At 72.1% G+C, this 16,819-nt stretch carries 16 protein-coding genes; 10 read left to right on the plus strand and 6 right to left on the minus strand.

Going from position 1 to position 16,819, the window contains the following annotated elements:
* Window positions 1-256: 256 nt before the first annotated feature.
* Window positions 257-499 (minus strand): hypothetical protein, encoded by a 243-nt coding sequence (locus tag OHB41_RS37720; RefSeq protein WP_168531061.1) that lies wholly within the window; start codon window positions 497-499, stop codon window positions 257-259.
* Between the two features lie 218 nt (window positions 500-717).
* Here OHB41_RS37720 and OHB41_RS37725 point away from each other — a divergent pair, with 218 nt between their 5' ends.
* On the plus strand, window positions 718-1,761 hold the full coding sequence (locus OHB41_RS37725; protein WP_266703704.1) for an alpha/beta fold hydrolase: 1,044 nt from the start codon (window positions 718-720) through the stop codon (window positions 1,759-1,761).
* A 141-nt stretch (window positions 1,762-1,902) separates the two neighbouring features.
* Here OHB41_RS37725 and OHB41_RS37730 read toward each other — a convergent pair whose 3' ends face one another.
* From OHB41_RS37730 to OHB41_RS37745, 4 genes are read right to left on the minus strand one after another with little or no spacing between them, the layout of a single operon-like run.
* Complete coding sequence (locus OHB41_RS37730; protein WP_266703706.1) at window positions 1,903-3,363, minus strand: FAD-dependent monooxygenase; 1,461 nt, start codon at window positions 3,361-3,363, stop codon at window positions 1,903-1,905.
* Window positions 3,347-4,573 (minus strand): MAB_1171c family putative transporter, encoded by a 1,227-nt coding sequence (locus OHB41_RS37735; RefSeq protein WP_266703708.1) that lies wholly within the window; start codon window positions 4,571-4,573, stop codon window positions 3,347-3,349. Before OHB41_RS37735 ends, OHB41_RS37730 begins: the two co-directional genes overlap by 17 nt.
* A 15-nt stretch (window positions 4,574-4,588) precedes the next feature.
* Complete coding sequence (locus OHB41_RS37740) at window positions 4,589-5,119, minus strand: toxin-antitoxin system, toxin component (protein WP_266706450.1); 531 nt, start codon at window positions 5,117-5,119, stop codon at window positions 4,589-4,591.
* A gap of 32 nt (window positions 5,120-5,151) precedes the next feature.
* Window positions 5,152-5,808 (minus strand): helix-turn-helix domain-containing protein, encoded by a 657-nt coding sequence (locus tag OHB41_RS37745; protein WP_266703710.1) that lies wholly within the window; start codon window positions 5,806-5,808, stop codon window positions 5,152-5,154.
* A gap of 219 nt (window positions 5,809-6,027) precedes the next feature.
* Here OHB41_RS37745 and OHB41_RS37750 point away from each other — a divergent pair, with 219 nt between their 5' ends.
* Complete coding sequence (locus tag OHB41_RS37750) at window positions 6,028-6,684, plus strand: MmyB family transcriptional regulator (RefSeq protein ID WP_266703712.1); 657 nt, start codon at window positions 6,028-6,030, stop codon at window positions 6,682-6,684.
* A gap of 201 nt (window positions 6,685-6,885) precedes the next feature.
* Here OHB41_RS37750 and OHB41_RS37755 read toward each other — a convergent pair whose 3' ends face one another.
* Entirely contained in the window at window positions 6,886-8,295 is a 1,410-nt protein-coding gene (locus OHB41_RS37755) for an aminopeptidase P family protein (RefSeq protein WP_266703714.1), read from the minus strand.
* An 89-nt stretch (window positions 8,296-8,384) separates the two neighbouring features.
* Here OHB41_RS37755 and OHB41_RS37760 point away from each other — a divergent pair, with 89 nt between their 5' ends.
* The 8 genes from OHB41_RS37760 to OHB41_RS37795 all read left to right on the plus strand — a co-directional run bounded on the left by OHB41_RS37760 (window position 8,385) and on the right by OHB41_RS37795 (window position 16,813).
* On the plus strand, window positions 8,385-9,536 hold the full coding sequence (locus OHB41_RS37760; protein WP_266703716.1) for an NAD(P)/FAD-dependent oxidoreductase: 1,152 nt from the start codon (window positions 8,385-8,387) through the stop codon (window positions 9,534-9,536).
* Entirely contained in the window at window positions 9,533-9,832 is a 300-nt protein-coding gene (locus OHB41_RS37765; RefSeq protein WP_266703718.1) for a (2Fe-2S)-binding protein, read from the plus strand. The genes OHB41_RS37760 and OHB41_RS37765 overlap by 4 nt, the downstream gene beginning before the upstream one ends.
* Complete coding sequence (locus OHB41_RS37770; protein ID WP_266703720.1) at window positions 9,822-11,327, plus strand: FAD/NAD(P)-dependent oxidoreductase; 1,506 nt, start codon at window positions 9,822-9,824, stop codon at window positions 11,325-11,327. Before OHB41_RS37765 ends, OHB41_RS37770 begins: the two co-directional genes overlap by 11 nt.
* Window positions 11,328-11,480: 153 nt before the next feature.
* On the plus strand, window positions 11,481-12,377 hold the full coding sequence (locus OHB41_RS37775) for a dihydrodipicolinate synthase family protein (RefSeq protein ID WP_266703727.1): 897 nt from the start codon (window positions 11,481-11,483) through the stop codon (window positions 12,375-12,377).
* A gap of 50 nt (window positions 12,378-12,427) precedes the next feature.
* Complete coding sequence (locus OHB41_RS37780; RefSeq protein WP_266703729.1) at window positions 12,428-13,429, plus strand: proline racemase family protein; 1,002 nt, start codon at window positions 12,428-12,430, stop codon at window positions 13,427-13,429.
* 85 nt (window positions 13,430-13,514) lie between these two features.
* Window positions 13,515-14,219: a GntR family transcriptional regulator gene (locus OHB41_RS37785; RefSeq protein ID WP_266703731.1), complete on the plus strand. Its 705-nt coding sequence runs from the start codon at window positions 13,515-13,517 to the stop codon at window positions 14,217-14,219.
* A gap of 41 nt (window positions 14,220-14,260) precedes the next feature.
* The gene (locus OHB41_RS37790) at window positions 14,261-15,259 is read left to right on the plus strand and encodes a LacI family DNA-binding transcriptional regulator (protein ID WP_266703733.1); all 999 of its coding nucleotides are present in this window, start codon (window positions 14,261-14,263) and stop codon (window positions 15,257-15,259) included.
* A gap of 201 nt (window positions 15,260-15,460) precedes the next feature.
* Window positions 15,461-16,813 carry an ABC transporter substrate-binding protein gene (locus OHB41_RS37795; RefSeq protein WP_266703735.1) on the plus strand — a complete coding sequence of 451 codons (1,353 nt, stop codon included), beginning with the start codon at window positions 15,461-15,463 and terminating at the stop codon, window positions 16,811-16,813.
* Window positions 16,814-16,819 lie beyond the last annotated feature (6 nt).

Here is a 16,819-nt window from a genome sequence, read left to right on the forward strand (position 1 = left end):
GCCTCCTGCGGCCGGGACGGCTCTCCCCACGGCTGGGACAGCCCTCCCCGCCTGCCGGAGGCGCCTTCCCACGGCCGGGACGGTCCTCCCCGCACGGTCGGAGTCGCCTTCCCACGGCCGGGACAGCCCTCCCCACTGCCGGGGTCGTCCTCCTCATGGCCGGGTCCGCCGTCCCGCGGCCGGGCTCCGCCCCCGCGGGCCCCGCACGGATCCTGCCGCGGCGCCCGCGCCGGTACGCCGTCCGGGGCGCGGGGCTTCAGGGCAGCCGCCCGCCGGGCTCCGGGCACCAGCGGTGCAGCAGCCGGAAGAACTCCTCCTCGTTGCCCGCGAGTCCGGCCGCCGCCAGCGCCCGCTCCGCCTCCGCGAGCGCGGACGGCGCCACCACAGGCGGCCGGTGCGTGTCCGGCGTACCGTCGAAAGCGGCCCGTACGGTCTGGAGGAGACGCAGATAGGCCTGCACGGCGGCGCGTTCGTGGTCGGTCAGTACGGCGGTCGGCATCGGACGGCTCTCCCCGGGTCGGCTGGTCGTGAGCGGTGCGTGGCACTACGTGACCCCAGCTTGCCGTCCACCACTGACAATGCCGTTTCGATGTGCGGGGGTTCGCCCGCTTAGCGGAGGCGAAACCTCACGGAAATCCCTGGTGGGACAGGAGCCCTAGGCTGGGAGGAGGAGCTGGAGGCCGCCCGCTCGGCGGCCCGGGAACAGGAGGTGAGCCCGTGGCCGACGTACCGCCTCGGCGTCCGAGGCGAAACCTGCGACTGCGCTCGGTGGGCGGCGCGGAACTGCGCCTGCAGCATCGCGTCGTGCACGGCTACCGGCGTGCCTACCGTGTGGCGGGCGAGGGCCCCGCGCTCGTCCTCATCCACGGCATCGGCGACTCCTCGGCGACCTGGGCGGACCTGATCCCCGACCTGGCCCGCACCCACACCGTGATCGCGCCCGACCTGCTGGGCCACGGGGCCTCCGACAAGCCGCGTGCCGACTACTCGGTGGCCGCGTACGCCAACGGGGTCCGCGACCTGCTGACCACGCTCGACATCGAGTCCGCGACCCTGGTCGGTCACTCGCTCGGCGGAGGCGTCGCGATGCAGTTCGCCTACCAGTTCCCCGACCGTACGGAACGGCTGATCCTGGTCAGTGCCGGAGGCGTCGGCGGCGAGGTCAACCCGGTGCTGCGGGCCGTCTCGCTGCCGGGCGCCCACCTCCTGCTGTCCACCCTGCGACTGCCCGGAATGAGACTCCAAGTAGGCCTGTTCTTACGCCTGATGACGCTCCTCGACACCGACCTGGGCCAGGACGCGCCGGAACTGCTGAACCTCGTGGACGCCCTGCCCGACGCGACCTCCCGCAGCGCGTTCATCCGCACCCTGCGCGCCGTGGTCGACTGGCGCGGCCAGTCGGTGACCATGCTCGACCGCTGCTATCTGACCGAGGGCATGCCCACGATGCTGCTCTGGGGCGACCGGGACAGCGTGGTGCCGGTGCGGCACGCGTACGGGGCGCACCGGGCGATGCCCGGCAGCAGACTGGAGATCTTCGAAGGCGCGGGCCACTTCCCCTTCCACAGCGACCCGGCGCGCTTCCTCAACCTCGTCGAGGAGTTCACCAGCACCACCAGTCCGGCCGACTGGAGCCGCGAGCACTGGCGGGAGCTGCTGCGTGCCGGCCGCCCCGGCACGACGGTGGGGCAGCCGGACACGGCACACAACCGCGCCGTGGAACGGGACCTGCGGGAGGCGAGCGAACGCAGCGCGACCTGATGCGGGCCTCGGACCCGCGAGCGCAGCTCCGATCCGAGTCGGCGCCGCTCGCGCCGGGGGACGCCGCCACCCGTTCGGCCGAGTCCGGTCACGCCGGATCGGAACCGGTCCGGCAGGGGGCGCGGCGCCGTCCCGGGCGGGTCAGCCCGCGGTCGGTGCCACCGAGGGCTCCGGCGCGCTGAGCACCGCCGCGCGCTCGTCGGGCGTGAGCGGCGGCTCGGCCAGCGGGGGACGCCGCGGACCGCGCAGCACCTCGAAGAGCACCGGGGGCTTGACGAGCGCGGTCAGCGGCGCGGAGAGGGTGATCACGGAGAGGAAGGCCCTGGCGACCAGTGGACGTCCCGCCGCGGTCCGCGTCAGCCGTTCCACGTAGCGGCCGAGCAGCTTCTGCGCCACGCCGGGCTGTTCGCCGATCGCGTCGGGGTATCGGATGTCGGTTCCCGTGGCCAGTTCCCAGGCGATCGTCACCGGGAGCCCCACCGCTCGCTGAACCCGTCGCGCGAGCCCGGGCGCCGCGGTCCCGTGCTCGGCCACCTGTCCGCGCAGCGCCACCGCACCCTGGGCGGCCACCGACATACCGTGTCCGTAGACCGGGTTGTACGTGGCGACGGAGTCGCCGAGCGCGACGAACCCCTCGGGCCAGTCCCGCACCTTCTCGAAGAAGCGCCGCCGGTTGATCGTGCTGCGGGTGAGCACGACGTCCGTCAGCGGCTCCGCGTGCGCGATCAGCTCGCCCACCACGGGATGCCGGACGGCGCGCGCGAACAGCTCGAACTCCTCGGCCGAGGCCGTCGGTTGTCCGCCGCGGGTGCCCGAGAGCGTCACCAGCCAGCGGTCGCCCTCCAGGGGCACGATGGTCGCGGACTGCGCGGGCACGGGCTGCGCCGGGTCGGGCTGCACATTGACCACCGGGTAGTCCGCGGTGCCCGCCGGTGCCCGGAAGACCCGGCTGGCGTAGGCGAGTCCGGAGTCGACCTCGTCCATCGGAGCCTGCGGGACGCCCAGTGCGTCGAGCCATGCGGTGGACCGCGAGCCGCGTCCCGAGGCGTCCACCACCAGATCGGCCTCCAGAACCCGCTCGCTGCCGTCGGACGTCCGTACCCGCACACCGGTCACCCGGGAGGCGTCGCCCTCGAGTCCGAGCAGTTCCGTGCCGTCCAGGACGGTCACCCGCTCCTTGCCCGCGACCTGCTCGCGCAGCACCGAGTCGAGCAGATCACGGCTGCACGAGATCATGAACTCCATCTCGGGCCAGCGCCGCAGCCAGCCCCGCGCCGACAGGGTGACCAGTCCGGTCGGCAGCGGGATGCGGCGGGCGCCCGCGGCGAGCCACGCGGCGGTCACACCGGGAAGCAGCTCCTCCATCGCGCGGGCGCCGCCGGACCACAGCAGATGGGCATGACGGGCCTGGGGCAGCCCCCTGCGCGGTTCGGGCCCGGCGGGCAGGACGTCACGCTCGACGACGGTGACGTCGGCGTACGTGTGCAGGGCCGCGGCGGCCAGCAGGCCGGCCAGCCCGGCTCCGATGACGACGGCCCGACCGGAGGCCGGGGCGCGGTCGTCTGCTGCCGCGCCCCGGGGGGCGCTAGCGCGATTGCTCATGGAAGTCGCTCTCTGACCTGGTGGCGGCGCGCCCTCGGGCGGCCGCGACGACGGGGGACTGACGCAGGGCCATCGACATCCGCACGAGGTCGCGTGGCCCGTCGGGGTAGGCGTGTGCGGACCCGGGTCCGACGGGGGCGGTGGCCGCCTCCGCCGCGCTGATGACCCGGCCCTCGGGGTCGGCCGCCCTGGCCCGTACCGCCGCCGTCACCATCGCGGCGTCGGCCTCGGCCTGTGCCTGGACGGGCTCGGAGCCCGCCGCCACGGCCGCGTCGTAGGCGAGGGCGCGCGCCTCGGAGTCGAAGTAGGGGTACAGGCCGAGCATGCCGTCGTGGATGTCGGACTCCCGCTGGGTGACCTGGAGTTCGGCGGGGGACCACCAGGAGATCCGCACGGCGCGGTCCTCGTGGGCCGAGACCGACTTCAGTTCGCGCCACAGCGGCCCGAGCCGGCGGTACGTCGACCAGGTGCACCAGCTGTCCCCGATGCGCTGGCAGGCCAGCGGCAGCAGGAAGCCGACCGCGCTGACCTGGGCTCCGACCGAGGCCAGCACCGGCGCCACGTCGGTACTCAAACTGTCCAGGTCGGTGCCGTTCCAGCGGGCGCCCACGGCGATGAACTTGAGCGCCGAGTAAGGGATGTTGAAGAGGAAGCCGAACGCGATCGTCAGCAGTCCGGCCCGCAGCCAGCCGCTCACCTGCAGGGCCCAGCGCCAGCACATGACGTTCATCGCGACGCCCGCGACGGTCAGTGAGGCGAGGTACAGCACGATCATCTCGCGGATGAACGGGGTGTTGGCGTAGTAGGTGTCGAGGTCGCGCAGCCGCTCCTCGCGGCAGTCCCCCAGCAGGTACAGCACGACCAGCGCCACGCTCACCACGCCGTACCCGGTGATCCAGCGACGGGAGAGCCGGCGGGTCACCTCGGCGGGTCCGCCCCGCCAGTTGATGATCAGCACCAGACAGGAGGCGCTGAAAGCGGTCAGCAGGCAGTAGACGAGGGGCGCCGAGACGTTGGGGATCCCCGTCAGATCGTTGACCTCGCCGATGGTCGGCGGTGCCGCGAAGAGGAAGACCAGGCAGGCCAGGGCCAGCAGGACGCCCACGGACCTCAGCAGCGGGTCGCGCCAGCCGCGGATCAGGGTGGGCGCCTTCACGGCCAGGGCGACGCCCATGGCGACCGCAGGGACGTAGTAGCTGGATCCGTCCATTCCCGGAGAGTGTCCTCAGCCCTGCGGTCCGCGATAGCCGAGGGACGCCTCGATCCGGCCGGCCAGACCGTCCCGGCTCACCGGCCCGCGCAGCGATGAACCGGCCAGCCACGTGCGGCACTTGCTGGCGAGCAGCAGACCGAAGCTCTCGGCCTCCTTCTCGTCGGCGAGGTCGAACCGGGTGCGCGCGGCGACCTTCAGGACGGTCGCCTGCAGGTCCGCGTCGTCGCTGAGCAGACGGGCGGCCACGGCCGCGCCCTCGACATGGTGGCCGCAGTGCCCGGCCTTCATGTGCCACAGCTCGTGGCCGAGGATCACCAACTGGTGGTCGGGGGCGGTGCGTTCCTCGATGACGACAAGGTCCTGCTCGGCCATGTCGAGCCACAGCCCGCTGGCGGTACCGGGCGGGAACACGGCCGTACGGAACTGGACGGGCCGGCCACGGCGTCTGCTCATGGCGTCGCACAGGGCGGCGTACAGGGTGGCGGGTTCCGCCGGCGCGGGGAGCGAGAGCTCCGCGACCAGCTCGCCGCACAGACGGCGCATGTCCCTTCCGATGCCCACGGTTCTCCCCCGGATCATGACTCGGGCCGCTTGACGCTTTCCAAGAGCATGTCCAGCCATTCGGCGACCTTGTCGCGGTGCTGGTCGGTGGGCAACTGAGCGGCCCGCCAGGCGATGCCGCGGACGCCGTGGTCCTGCAACAGCCTCTCCAGCGGGTCGTCGGCCGCCGCGGCCGCCTCGCGCTCGCGGTCGGCGAGCTGTTGCAGCAGCTCCTGCTCGGAACGCTGCAGGGCACCCACGAGCGCCTCGGAGTCCTCGGCCGTCAGGAATCCCGCGTGCACCCGGAAGAAGCGCTGGATGGCATCGCAGTGCTCCATGGTGGGGCGCCGGTCGCCGTTGATGAGAGCGCCCGCCTGCTGACGCGACATGCCCGCGCCGTCGGCGATCTCCTGCTGGGTGTATCTGCGCCCGTTGGGCTTGAGCCGGGTGCGGCGCAGCAGGTCGAGACGCTGCAGGAAGCGGGCCTGCAGATCGGGCTCGCCGGCTGGGCGGCCGCCGAGCAGTGCCCGCACCACGGGCTCGGGAACGCCGGACTCCGCCGAAAGGCGCCGTACGTCGAAAACCTCGGTGTGCTGCACACCGAGCCGGTCGGCGAGCGCGGTGACCCGGGCCACGACGGCCGGCAGCAGAACCGTCGCCGTGGCGCCCGGAACTTCGAAGCCATCCGTCACCGACAGATCTCCTACGTCTCTCTCAGGTCTCTCACATGATGCTCAGGACCCCCGGAGACTAGTCGCTCGCTCGAACTCACATCCAGGTCTCGCCACAACTGTGGCGCGAATCAGCCGTCAACAAGCGCCAAATGCCACGATAGTTGACACGACTGAGCTCGGGGCATCAGGATCGGGGCGCCGCGTGAAGGCCGCATAGGCAAGAGGGGTGACCTCCCGATGGCGTACCAGGCAGGAAGGCAGCGGTCCCAGCCGCGACCTGTCCCCGAGAGCCCCGAGGCTCAGGCGTATCTCCAGGACTACGCCAGCCTCCTCGATGCCGTGCCGTTCCCCTCCGTCGTCTTCGACCACCGTTGGGACGTCGTGCTGTCCAACGCCGCGTTCCAGACACTTTTCGGCGGCGTCGGCCCTCATCCGACGGCGATGCCGGGGGACAACTTCCTCCGGTTCGTCCTCTTCCATCCGGACGCGGCCACCGTCCTCGGCGAGCACGAGGCGAGCTGGTGCCTGCCGATGCTGGCCCACTTCGCCGCCGCCGTGGAGCGGGACGGGCAGGACCGCGGGCTGCAGTCGATCCGCCGGGACATCGCCCAGGACCCGATCATGGAGGCGGCCTACCGGCACGGCCTGCCGCACTGGATCCGCGCGGTCGGCCAGGACGCCGTCGAGCACGACGGGGCGGTACGGCCGCTGATCCACCCCGACCCCCGCTGGGGGCGCACGGACTGCCGGATCGTCGACGAGACCCCCAAGAACCTCCAGGACATGGGCTACACGCGGATGACGCTGGTCCTGCGCGAGACGCGCCGCGGCGCGCAGCCCCCGCGCGGGATCGCCCGGACGCGCCTCGGCGGCACCCACCTCAGGGTCGTCTGACGCCCGGTGCCGGGGACCCGGCACCGGGCGTGTCCCGCCAAGGGCTGTCCCGTGATCCCCGGTGGATCAGCGCGCGGCGTCAGATGCGGTGCATCGCAAGGCGGAGGGTCGTCCTCGTACTGGGTGTGTTCGGGCGATCCGACAACGCGGCGAGGTGCCGTGGCTGTCGTCGTGCGCCCGCCGGGGATCACGGGACAGCCCTTAGCCTGCGAACTCCCGCATCCAGGCCTCGACTTCGGCGGCCGAGCGCGGCAGCCCGCCCGACAGGTTCTCGTAGCCGTCGGCGGTGACCAGCAGGTCGTCCTCGATCCGCACGCCGATGCCGCGCCACTCCTCGGGCACGGTCAGGTCGTCGGGCTGGAAGTAGAGGCCCGGCTCGACGGTCAGCACCATGCCCGGCTCCAGCACCCCGTCGACGTAGTCCTCGTTGCGGGCCTGCGCGCAGTCGTGCACGTCGAGGCCGAGCATGTGACCGGTGCCCGCCATGGTGAAGCGTCGCTGCAGGCCGAGTTCGTACGCGCGCTCGGCCGGCCCCTCGACCAGGCCCCAGGACACCAGCCGTTCGGTCATGGACCGCTGGGCCGCCTCATGGAAGTCGCGGTACCGGGCGCCCGGCTTCACCGCGGCCATCCCGGCCTCCTGCGCCTCGTGCACCGCGTCGTAGACCTTCCGCTGGAGCGGGCTGAACGTGCCGTTGATCGGGAGGGTGCGGGTGACGTCGGCGGTGTAGAGGGTGCGGGTCTCCACGCCCGCGTCGAGCAGGAGCAGTTCGCCCGGGCGGACCGGGCCGTCGTTGTCCGTCCAGTGCATGATCGTGGCGTGCTCGCCCGCGGCGCAGATGGAGCCGTAGCCGACGTCGTTGCCCTCGACCCGGGCGCGGCGGAAGAAGGTGCCCTCGATCCAGCGCTCCGAGGTGGCCACCGCCTGGGACAACTCCCTCACGACGTCGGTGAACCCACGCACCGTGGAGTCCACCGCCCGGCGCATCTCGCCGATCTCCCACGCGTCCTTGACCAGCCGCAGACCGGACAGCGCCTCCTCCAGCTCGGCGTCCCGCTCGTCGTCCGCGCCGGGCGTCGCGTCCAGCGCGGGGTCGTGGCCGCGTACGACACGGGTCGGTGTGCGGGTGTCCCGCAGGTGCTCGGGGAGTGCGCGGATGTCCCGGCAGACGAGGCCGAGTTCGCGCTCCGACTCGGCGAGGGAGCGGCGGCGGCCCGTCCACAGTTCGGCGGTCGTGCCGGTCCAGAACCCGTCGGTGTCCCGGCCGTCGCGGGGGAGCCGGTAGCAGTACGCGTCATGACCGCCCTCGGGCCGGGGTTCGAGGACCAGGGCGCAGTCCCGGGACTGATCTCCCGTCAGGTGGACGTAGCCGGTGTACGGGCGGAACGGGTAATGGCTGTCGTTCGAGCGGATCCTGAGGCTTCCGGAGGGGATGACGAGTCGCTCGCCGGGGAAGAGCGCGCCCAGCGCGGCGCGGCGGCGGGCCGCGTACGGCGCCTGCTCGGCCGGTTGTATGTCGCGCCGCTCGGTGTCCGCCCAGCCCGTTCGCATCAGGGCGGACAGTTCCTCGGAGATCTCTCGGTACAGACCGTTCTTCCGGGCCTTGGCCACGGTGGGCACCTCTTCTGTCGGTCGGTCCATCGGTCCGGGCGGGTCCCGGCACTGTTCCCCCGCGTAGAAGCATGTGACATAGTACTGAGGTGAGCAAGGGACTGACCTGCGATGTCGTGGTGGTCGGAGCCGGAATGGTGGGCTCGGCCTGTGCCCTTTACGCGGCGCGGGCGGGCTTCGACGTGGCGCTCGTGGACCGCGGCCCGGTGGCCGGCGGCACCACCGGAGCGGGCGAGGGCAATCTGCTCGTCTCCGACAAGGAGCCCGGTCCCGAGCTCGATCTCGCGCTGCTGTCGGGACGTCTGTGGTCCGGGCTCGGGGAAGAACTGGGCGGCGCCATCGAGTACGAGGCCAAGGGCGGGGTCGTGGTGGCCGCCACGCCCGAGGACCTGACCGCGCTGGAGAGCTTCGCGGCGGGGCAGCGGACGGCCGGTGTCTCGGCCGTACCGGTCCCGGCGGACCGGCTCCACGATCTGGAACCGCACCTGGCACCCGGCCTGGCGGGCGCCGTGCACTACCCGCAGGACACCCAGGTGATGCCGGCGCTGGCCGCCGCCCACCTGGTGCGCGCTTCGGGCGCGCGGCTGCTCACCGGCCGGACCGTGACCGAGGTCCTACGCACGGCGGACGGGTCGGTCCGGGGCGCGCGCACCGACAAGGGGGACCTGTACGCGCCGGTGGTGGTGAACGCGGCGGGGACCTGGGGCTCCGCGGTGGCGGCGCTCGCGGGCGTACGACTGCCCGTGCTGCCCCGGCGCGGCTTCGTGCTGGTCACCGAGCCGCTGCCGCGGCGGGTACGGCACAAGGTGTACGCCGCGGACTACGTCGCCGACGTGGCCAGCGACTCGGCGGCGCTGCAGACCTCGCCGGTCGTGGAGGGGACGGCGGCGGGCCCGGTACTGATCGGCGCGAGCCGCGAACGGGTGGGCTTCGACCGCTCCTTCTCACTGCCGGCCGTACGGGCGCTGGCGGCGGGGGCGATCCGGCTCTTCCCCTTCCTGACGGACGTCCGCGCCCTGCGGACGTACCTGGGATTCCGCCCGTACATGCCCGACCACCTGCCCGCGATAGGTCCCGACCCGCGGGTGCCCGGACTCTTCCACGCCTGCGGGCACGAGGGAGCGGGAATCGGTCTCGCCGCCGGCACCGGGCATCTGATCGCCCAGGTCCTCACCGGCGGGACACCGGACCTGGACCTCACGCCGTTCAGGCCCGACCGCTTCGCGCAGGAGGCCGTGTGAATCCCCTGGAACTGGTGGGTGCCGAGCCGGGGCCCGGGTTCACCGTCACCCTGGACGGCCGCGCGATCACGGCGCTGCCGGGTCAGACCGTCGCCGCCGCGCTGTGGACGGCGGGGATCACCTCCTGGCGCACCACCCGCGGCTCCGGGCGGCCGCGCGGAGTCCTCTGCGGCATCGGCGTCTGCTTCGACTGTCTGGTGACCGTCAACGACCGCCCCAACCAACGGGCCTGTCTGGTGCCGGTGCGACCGGGCGACACCATCCGTACGCAGGAAGGGACCGGACATGGCGGCTGAACGGGCGCACCTCGCGGTGATCGGCGCGGGTCCGGCGGGCCTGGCCGCCGCCCTGGCCGCGGCGGGGCGCGGGGTCCGGGTCACCCTGATCGATTCCGCCGCCCGGGCGGGCGGACAGTTCTACCGTCAGCCCGCGGCCGGGCTGCGGGCGCGGCGCCCGCGGGCCCTGCACCACGGGTGGCGCACCTGGGAACGGCTGTCGCGAGCACTCGCCGTCCAGGTGGAGGCAGGCACGATCACGCACCTGGCGGACCATCACGTATGGCTCGTGGACCGCGTGGACCGCGTGGACCGCCTGGCACGCATGGACCGCGTGGCACGCATGGAAGGCATGGAAGGCACGGAACGCGTCGACCGCTCCGGCACGGCGCACCTGCCCGCGGGCACCGGCGGCTTCGTCGTGCACGCGCTCCGGGGGCCCCTCCAGGAGGACCCCGGCACGGTCCGCGCCGACGCGGTCCTCCTCGCCACGGGCGGCTACGAGAAGCTGCTGCCCTTCCCGGGCTGGACCCTTCCCGGCGTCGTCACCGCGGGCGGTGCTCAGGCCATGCTCAAGGGGACGCTCGTCGTGCCCGGCCGCACGGCTGTCGTGGCCGGCACCGGCCCGCTGCTGCTGCCCGTGGCGACCGGGCTGGCCGCGGCCGGGGTCGAGGTCGCCGCGCTCGTCGAGTCGGCCGACCCGCGGGCGTTCCTGCGCCGTGCGGGGGCGCTGGCGGCACAGCCGGGAAAGGTCGCCGAAGGCGCCGGGTACGCGGCCCGGCTCCTGCGGCACCGCGTCCCCCTGCGCACGCGGCACGCCGTCGTCGAGGCACACGGCGAGGCACGGCTCGGCGCCGTGACCGTCGCCGCGCTCGACGCCGACGGACACGTCAGGCCCGGCACCGAGCGGCGCATCCCGTGCGACACGCTCGCGGTCGGGCACGGCATGCTGCCGCACACCGACCTCGCCGACGGGCTCGGCTGCCGCGTCGAGGGCGTCCGGGTACACGTCGACGAGGAGCAGCGGACCGACGTGCCGGGCGTGTGGGCCGCGGGTGAGACCACCGGCGTCGGCGGCGCGGCCCTTTCGCTCGCCGAGGGCCGCATCGCGGGACACTCGATCGCCGCCCGGCTGCGCGGCGCGGAACCCGACCCGCGCGACCGGTCCGCGGCCACCAGGTCCCGTACGCGGCTGCGGGCATTCTCCGCCGCGCTCGACGCCGTCTACGCGCCGCCCGCGCGGTGGACGGAGCGGGTCACCGACGACACCGTCGTCTGCCGCTGCGAGGAGGTCACCGCCGGGGCGGTCCGCGCGGCCGTCGACGAACTGGGCGCGGGCGACGTACGCACCGTGAAGCTGCTCACCCGCGCGGGGATGGGCTGGTGCCAGGGCCGGATGTGCGAGCCCGCCGTCGCCGGACTCACCGGTTGCGAACAGACCCCCGTACGAAGGCTGTTGGCACGCCCCGTCCCGCTCGGGGTGCTCGCCGTGGCCGGGGAGCCGACGGACGACTGACCGACACCACGGCCGCCCCCCGTCGCACCCGCGTGCTGTGCCCGCGCGCCGCGACCGCGGTCACAGCCACCGCCGCACCCCATGCGTCCCGCCGCACGTCGTCTCACGGCACCAGTCAGTAAAATGTCACACCCCATTGAGAGGGAACCGCTGATGACCACCACCGAGAACCGTCCCTGGCACGGCGTCCTCGTCGCCACCGCGCTCCCGCTGAACGACGACCTCTCCGTGAACCACGACCGGTACGCCGCGCACTGCGCCTGGCTCGTCGAGAACGGCTGCGACGGAGTCGTCCCCAACGGTTCGCTGGGCGAGTACCAGGTGCTCACACCGGAGGAGCGCGCGCGGGTCGTCGAGACGGCCGTGTCGGCGGTCGGCGGTTCCAGGGTGATGCCCGGCGTCGCCGCCTACGGTTCCGCCGAGGCCCGCCGCTGGGCCGAGCAGGCCCGCGACGCCGGCTGCGAGTCCGTGATGCTGCTGCCGCCCAACGCCTACCGCGCCGACGAGCGTTCCGTCCTCGCCCACTACGCGGCGGTCGCCGAGGTCGGCGTCCCGGTCGTCGCCTACAACAACCCGATCGACACCAAGGTCGACCTGGTGCCCGAACTCCTCGCGAAGCTGCACGCGGAAGGGTTCGTCCAAGGCGTCAAGGAGTTCTCCGGCGATGTGCGCCGCGCCTACCGGATCGCTGAACTAGCCCCGGAACTCGACCTGTTGGTCGGCGCGGACGACGTCCTCCTGGAACTCGCGACGGCGGGCGCCAAGGGCTGGGTGGCCGGCTACCCGAACGCACTGCCCGCAGCGAGCGTCGAGCTCTACCACGCCGCCGTCAAGGGCGACCTCGACACGGCCGGCCGGCTCTACCGGCAGCTGCATCCGCTGCTGCGCTGGGACTCCCGGGTCGAGTTCGTCCAGGCCATCAAGCTGTCCATGGACCTCGTCGGCCGGCCGGGCGGCCCGGTGCGCCCGCCACGTGTCCCGCTGCTGCCCGAGCAGGAGGCCGCCGTGCGCGCGGCCACCGAGAAGGCCGTCGCGGCCGGCCTCGGCTGAGCCGCCCCGCCGTCCCCCACCGCTCTCGATCACGAGGAGTTACGGATCCCATGCGCAGCAAGCTCGTCCTGCACGCCGTCGACTCGCACACCGAGGGGATGCCCACCCGCGTGATCACCGGCGGCATCGGCACCGTCCCCGGCGCGACGATGAACGAACGGCGGCTGTACTTCCGCGAACACCGCGACGACATCAAGCAGTTCCTGATGAACGAGCCGCGTGGCCACGCGGCGATGAGCGGCGCCATCCTGCAGCCCTCCACCCGTCCCGACTGCGACTACGGGGTACTCTACATCGAGGTCTCGGGCTACCTCCCGATGTGCGGGCACGGGACCATCGGCGTCGCCACCGTCCTGGTGGAGACCGGCATGGTCGAGGTCGTCGAGCCCGTCACCACCATCCGCCTCGACACCCCAGCCGGCCCGGTCGTCGCCGAGGTCGAGGTCGAGGACGGCGCCGCGAAGGCGGTCACGCTCAAGAACGTGCCGTCCTTCTCGGCCGGGCTCGACCGGAAGGTCACCCTGGCCGATGGCCGGACGGTGACCTACGACCTCGCGTACGGCGGCAACTTCTACGCGATCCTGCCACTGGAGCGGCTCGGACTGCCCTTCGACCGCACCCGCCAGGACGACATCCTCAAGGCGGCCCTGTCGCTCATGGAGGCCATCAACGCCGAGGACGAACCGGTCCATCCCGAGGACCCGACCATCCGGGGCTGCCACCACGTCCACCTGTACGCGCCCGGTGCCACCGCACGGCACTCGCGGCACGCGATGGCGATCCACCCCGGCTGGTTCGACCGCTCGCCCTGCGGCACCGGCACCAGCGCGCGGATGGCCCAGCTGCACGCGCGCGGCGAACTCCCGCTGCACACCGAGTTCGTGAACGAGTCCTTCATCGGGACGCGGTTCACGGGACGGCTGCTCGGCACCACCGAGGTCGCCGGCGTCCCCGCCGTGCTGCCCAGCTTCACCGGCCGCGCGTGGATCACCGGCACCGCCCAGTACCTGCTGGACCCCTCCGATCCGTTCCCGGCCGGATTCATTTTGTAGATCCCCGGGAGATACTGGTGGCACGTGACATTGCACAAGCCGGTGCGCGCGGCTCGGCGCACCGGCCCGTACGAGGAGAGACCCCATGCCCGCCCAGCGCAGCAGCGCACCCTCCGCCGCTCCCGCCGCCCTGCCCACGCTCGGCGGCAAGAAGAGCAGCTACCGCGAGCGCGTCGCCGACGCCCTGCGGGCCGCGCTGATCGCGGGCGAACTGCGGGCCGGCGAGGTCTACTCCGCGCCGACGCTCGCCGCCCGCTTCGGCGTCTCGGCGACGCCCGTGCGCGAGGCCATGCTCGACCTGGCCAAGGAGGGCCTGGTGGACACGGTGCCCAACAAGGGGTTCCGGGTCACCGCGGTCTCCGAGAAGCAGCTGGACGAGTACACGCACATCCGCTCACTCATCGAGATCCCCACCACGGTGCAGCTGGCCACCACCGCCGACCCGGTCTCCCTGGAGGCCCTGCGCCCGGCCGCCCGGGAGATCGTGACCGCGGCGGCGGCCGGTGACCTGATCGCGTACGTCGAGGCGGACATCCGCTTCCACCTCGGTCTGCTCGCCCTCGCCGGCAACGCGCATCTGGTGGAGGTGGTCGGCGACCTGCGTAAGCGCTCCCGCCTCTACGGACTCAACGCCCTCGTCGAGGCGGGCCGTCTCCAGGACTCCGCCGAGGAGCACCTCGAACTCCTCGAAGCACTGCTGGACCGCGACGGGGAGGCCGTACGCAGGGTCATGACCCGGCATCTCGGGCATGTCCGGAGCCTGTGGGCGGCCGGCTCGTCGATGGCCTGATTACGCAAGTCGTTTGCAATTCTTGCGGTATTCTTGCGCTCATGACACGACGACTTGCTCAGGTGGCGAAGAAGGTCGGGGTCAGCGAGGCCACGGTCAGCCGGGTGCTCAACGGCAAGCCCGGCGTCTCCGACTCCACCCGGCAGGCAGTGCTCTCCGCGCTCGACGTGCTCGGCTACGAGAGGCCCACCCAGCTGCGCGGTGAACGCGCGCGGCTGGTGGGTCTCGTGCTGCCCGAGCTGCAGAACCCGATCTTCCCGGCGTTCGCCGAGGTGATCGGCGGAGCGCTGGCGCAGCTCGGTCTGACCCCGGTGCTCTGCACCCAGACCAAGGGTGGGGTCTCCGAGGCGGACTACGTGGACCTGCTGCTCCAGCAGCAGGTCTCCGGTGTGGTGTTCGCGGGCGGTCTGTACGCGCAGGCCGACGCGCCCCACGACCACTACCGGCAGCTCGCGGAGCGCAACATCCCGGTGGTGCTGGTCAACGCGGCCATCGGGCACCTCGGATTCCCTGGCGTGTCCTGTGACGACGCGGTGGCCGTCGAACAGGCCTGGCGGCACCTCGTCTCGCTCGGCCACGAGCGGATCGGCCTGGTGCTCGGACCCGCCGACCACATCCCCTCGGGCCGGAAGCTGGCGGCGGTGCGGAGCCTCGCTCCCGAGCTGCCCGACGAGCACATCGGCCGGGCCATGTTCTCCATCGAGGGCGGTCAGGCGGCGGCCTCCCGGCTCATCGACCGCGGGGTCACCGGTTTCATCTGCGCGAGCGACCCGCTCGCCCTCGGTGTGGTGCGGGCCGCCCGCCGCAAGGGGCTTGACGTGCCGTCACAGGTCTCGGTCGTCGGGTACGACGACTCCGCGCTGATGAACTGCACCGAGCCGCCGCTGACCACCGTGCGTCAGCCCATCGAGGCCATGGGCCGGGCGGCCGTCGAGTTGCTGAACGCCCAGATCGGCGGCAGCAGCGTGACGCCCGAAGAGCTCCTGTTCGAGCCGGAGTTGGTGGTGCGGGGGTCGACCGCGCAAGCACCTCGTCACTGAGATCCGGTCCGGCGCGCGAGCACCCTGTCGTGGGCGGCCGTCCGACCGCGCAAGCGCCCCGCCGCTGAGATCCATTCCTCTGTCAAATAATTACAGATTCTGCGTGACATCTTGCGCACCCCTGTCGGCGGTGCTTGAGTGTGCGGCGCCCACCGCTCCTGCCCAAGGCGCCCAACCGCTCCTGCCCAAAGGGGTCCACCGATGAGAAGTCCCGGGTTCCGCCGTACCTTCGTCGTCTTCACGGCGTCCGCTTTCGCGCTCACCGCGACCGCCTGCGGTTCGAGTGACGACGACGGTTCCGCGGGTGGCAAGACCCGCATCACGGTCAACTGCGAGCCGCCCAAGAGCGCCAAGGTCGACCGCTCGTTCTTCGAGGCCGACGTCAAGGCCTTCGAGAAGGCCAACCCGGACATCGACGTCGTCGCCCATGACGCGTTCCCGTGTCAGGACCCCAAAACGTTCGACGCCAAGCTCGCCGGCGGCCAGATGGAGGACGTCTTCTACACGTACTTCACCGACGCCAAGCACGTGGTCGACATCAACCAGGCCGCCGACATCACGTCCTACGTCAAGGACCTCAAGAGCTACGGCACCCTCCAGCAACAGCTGCGCGACATCTACACCGTCGACGGCAAGATCTACGGCGTCCCGCGCACCGGGTACTCGATGGGCCTCATCTACAACAAGGCGCTCTTCACGAAGGCCGGCCTCGACCCCGACAAGCCCCCGGCCACCTGGGAAGAGGTGCGCGCGGACGCCAAGAAGATCGCGGCGCTCGGCGGCGGCACCGTCGGCTACGCCGACTACAGCGCCCAGAACCAGGGCGGCTGGCACTTCACGGCCGAGCTCTACTCGCAGGGCGGCGACGTCGTCACTCCGGACGGCAAGAAGTCCAGCATCGACACCCCCGAGGGCAAGGCCGTCCTGCAGAACCTGCACGACATGCGCTGGGCCGACAACTCCATGGGCACCAAGCAGCTTCTCGTCCTCAACGACGTCCAGCAGATGATGGGCTCCGGGAAGCTCGGCATGTACCTCTCCGCGCCCGACAACATCCCGATCCTGGTGAAGGAGAAGGGCGGCAACTACAAGGATCTCGCCCTCGCGCCCATGCCGGGCGGCAAGGGCACGCTCGTCGGCGGTGACGGCTACATGTTCAACAAGAAGGACTCCCCGGCGCAGATCAAGGCCGGCCTCAAGTGGCTCGAGCACATGTTCCTGACGCCCGGCAAGGGCTTCCTCGGTGACTACGCGCGCGCCAAGCAGAACAACGCCCCGGTCGGTCTGCCCGAGCCGCGTCTGTTCACCGGTGCCGCGGACGCCAAGGACCAGGAGGTCAAGAAGGCCAACGCGAACGTGCCGGTGGAGAACTACCAGGGCTTCCTCGACGGCAACCAGAGCCTGCAGATGAAGATCGAGCCGCCGCAGGCCCAGCAGATCTACTCCGTCCTCGACGGCGCGGTGTCCGCGGTCCTCACCAAGAAGGACGCCGACGTCGACCAGCTCCTCAAGGACGCCTCCGGCAAGATCGACTCCATCCTGGCCCGAGGCTGACACCGT

It is taken from the genome of Streptomyces sp. NBC_01571, from assembly GCF_026339875.1.
GTDB lineage: Bacteria > Actinomycetota > Actinomycetes > Streptomycetales > Streptomycetaceae > Streptomyces.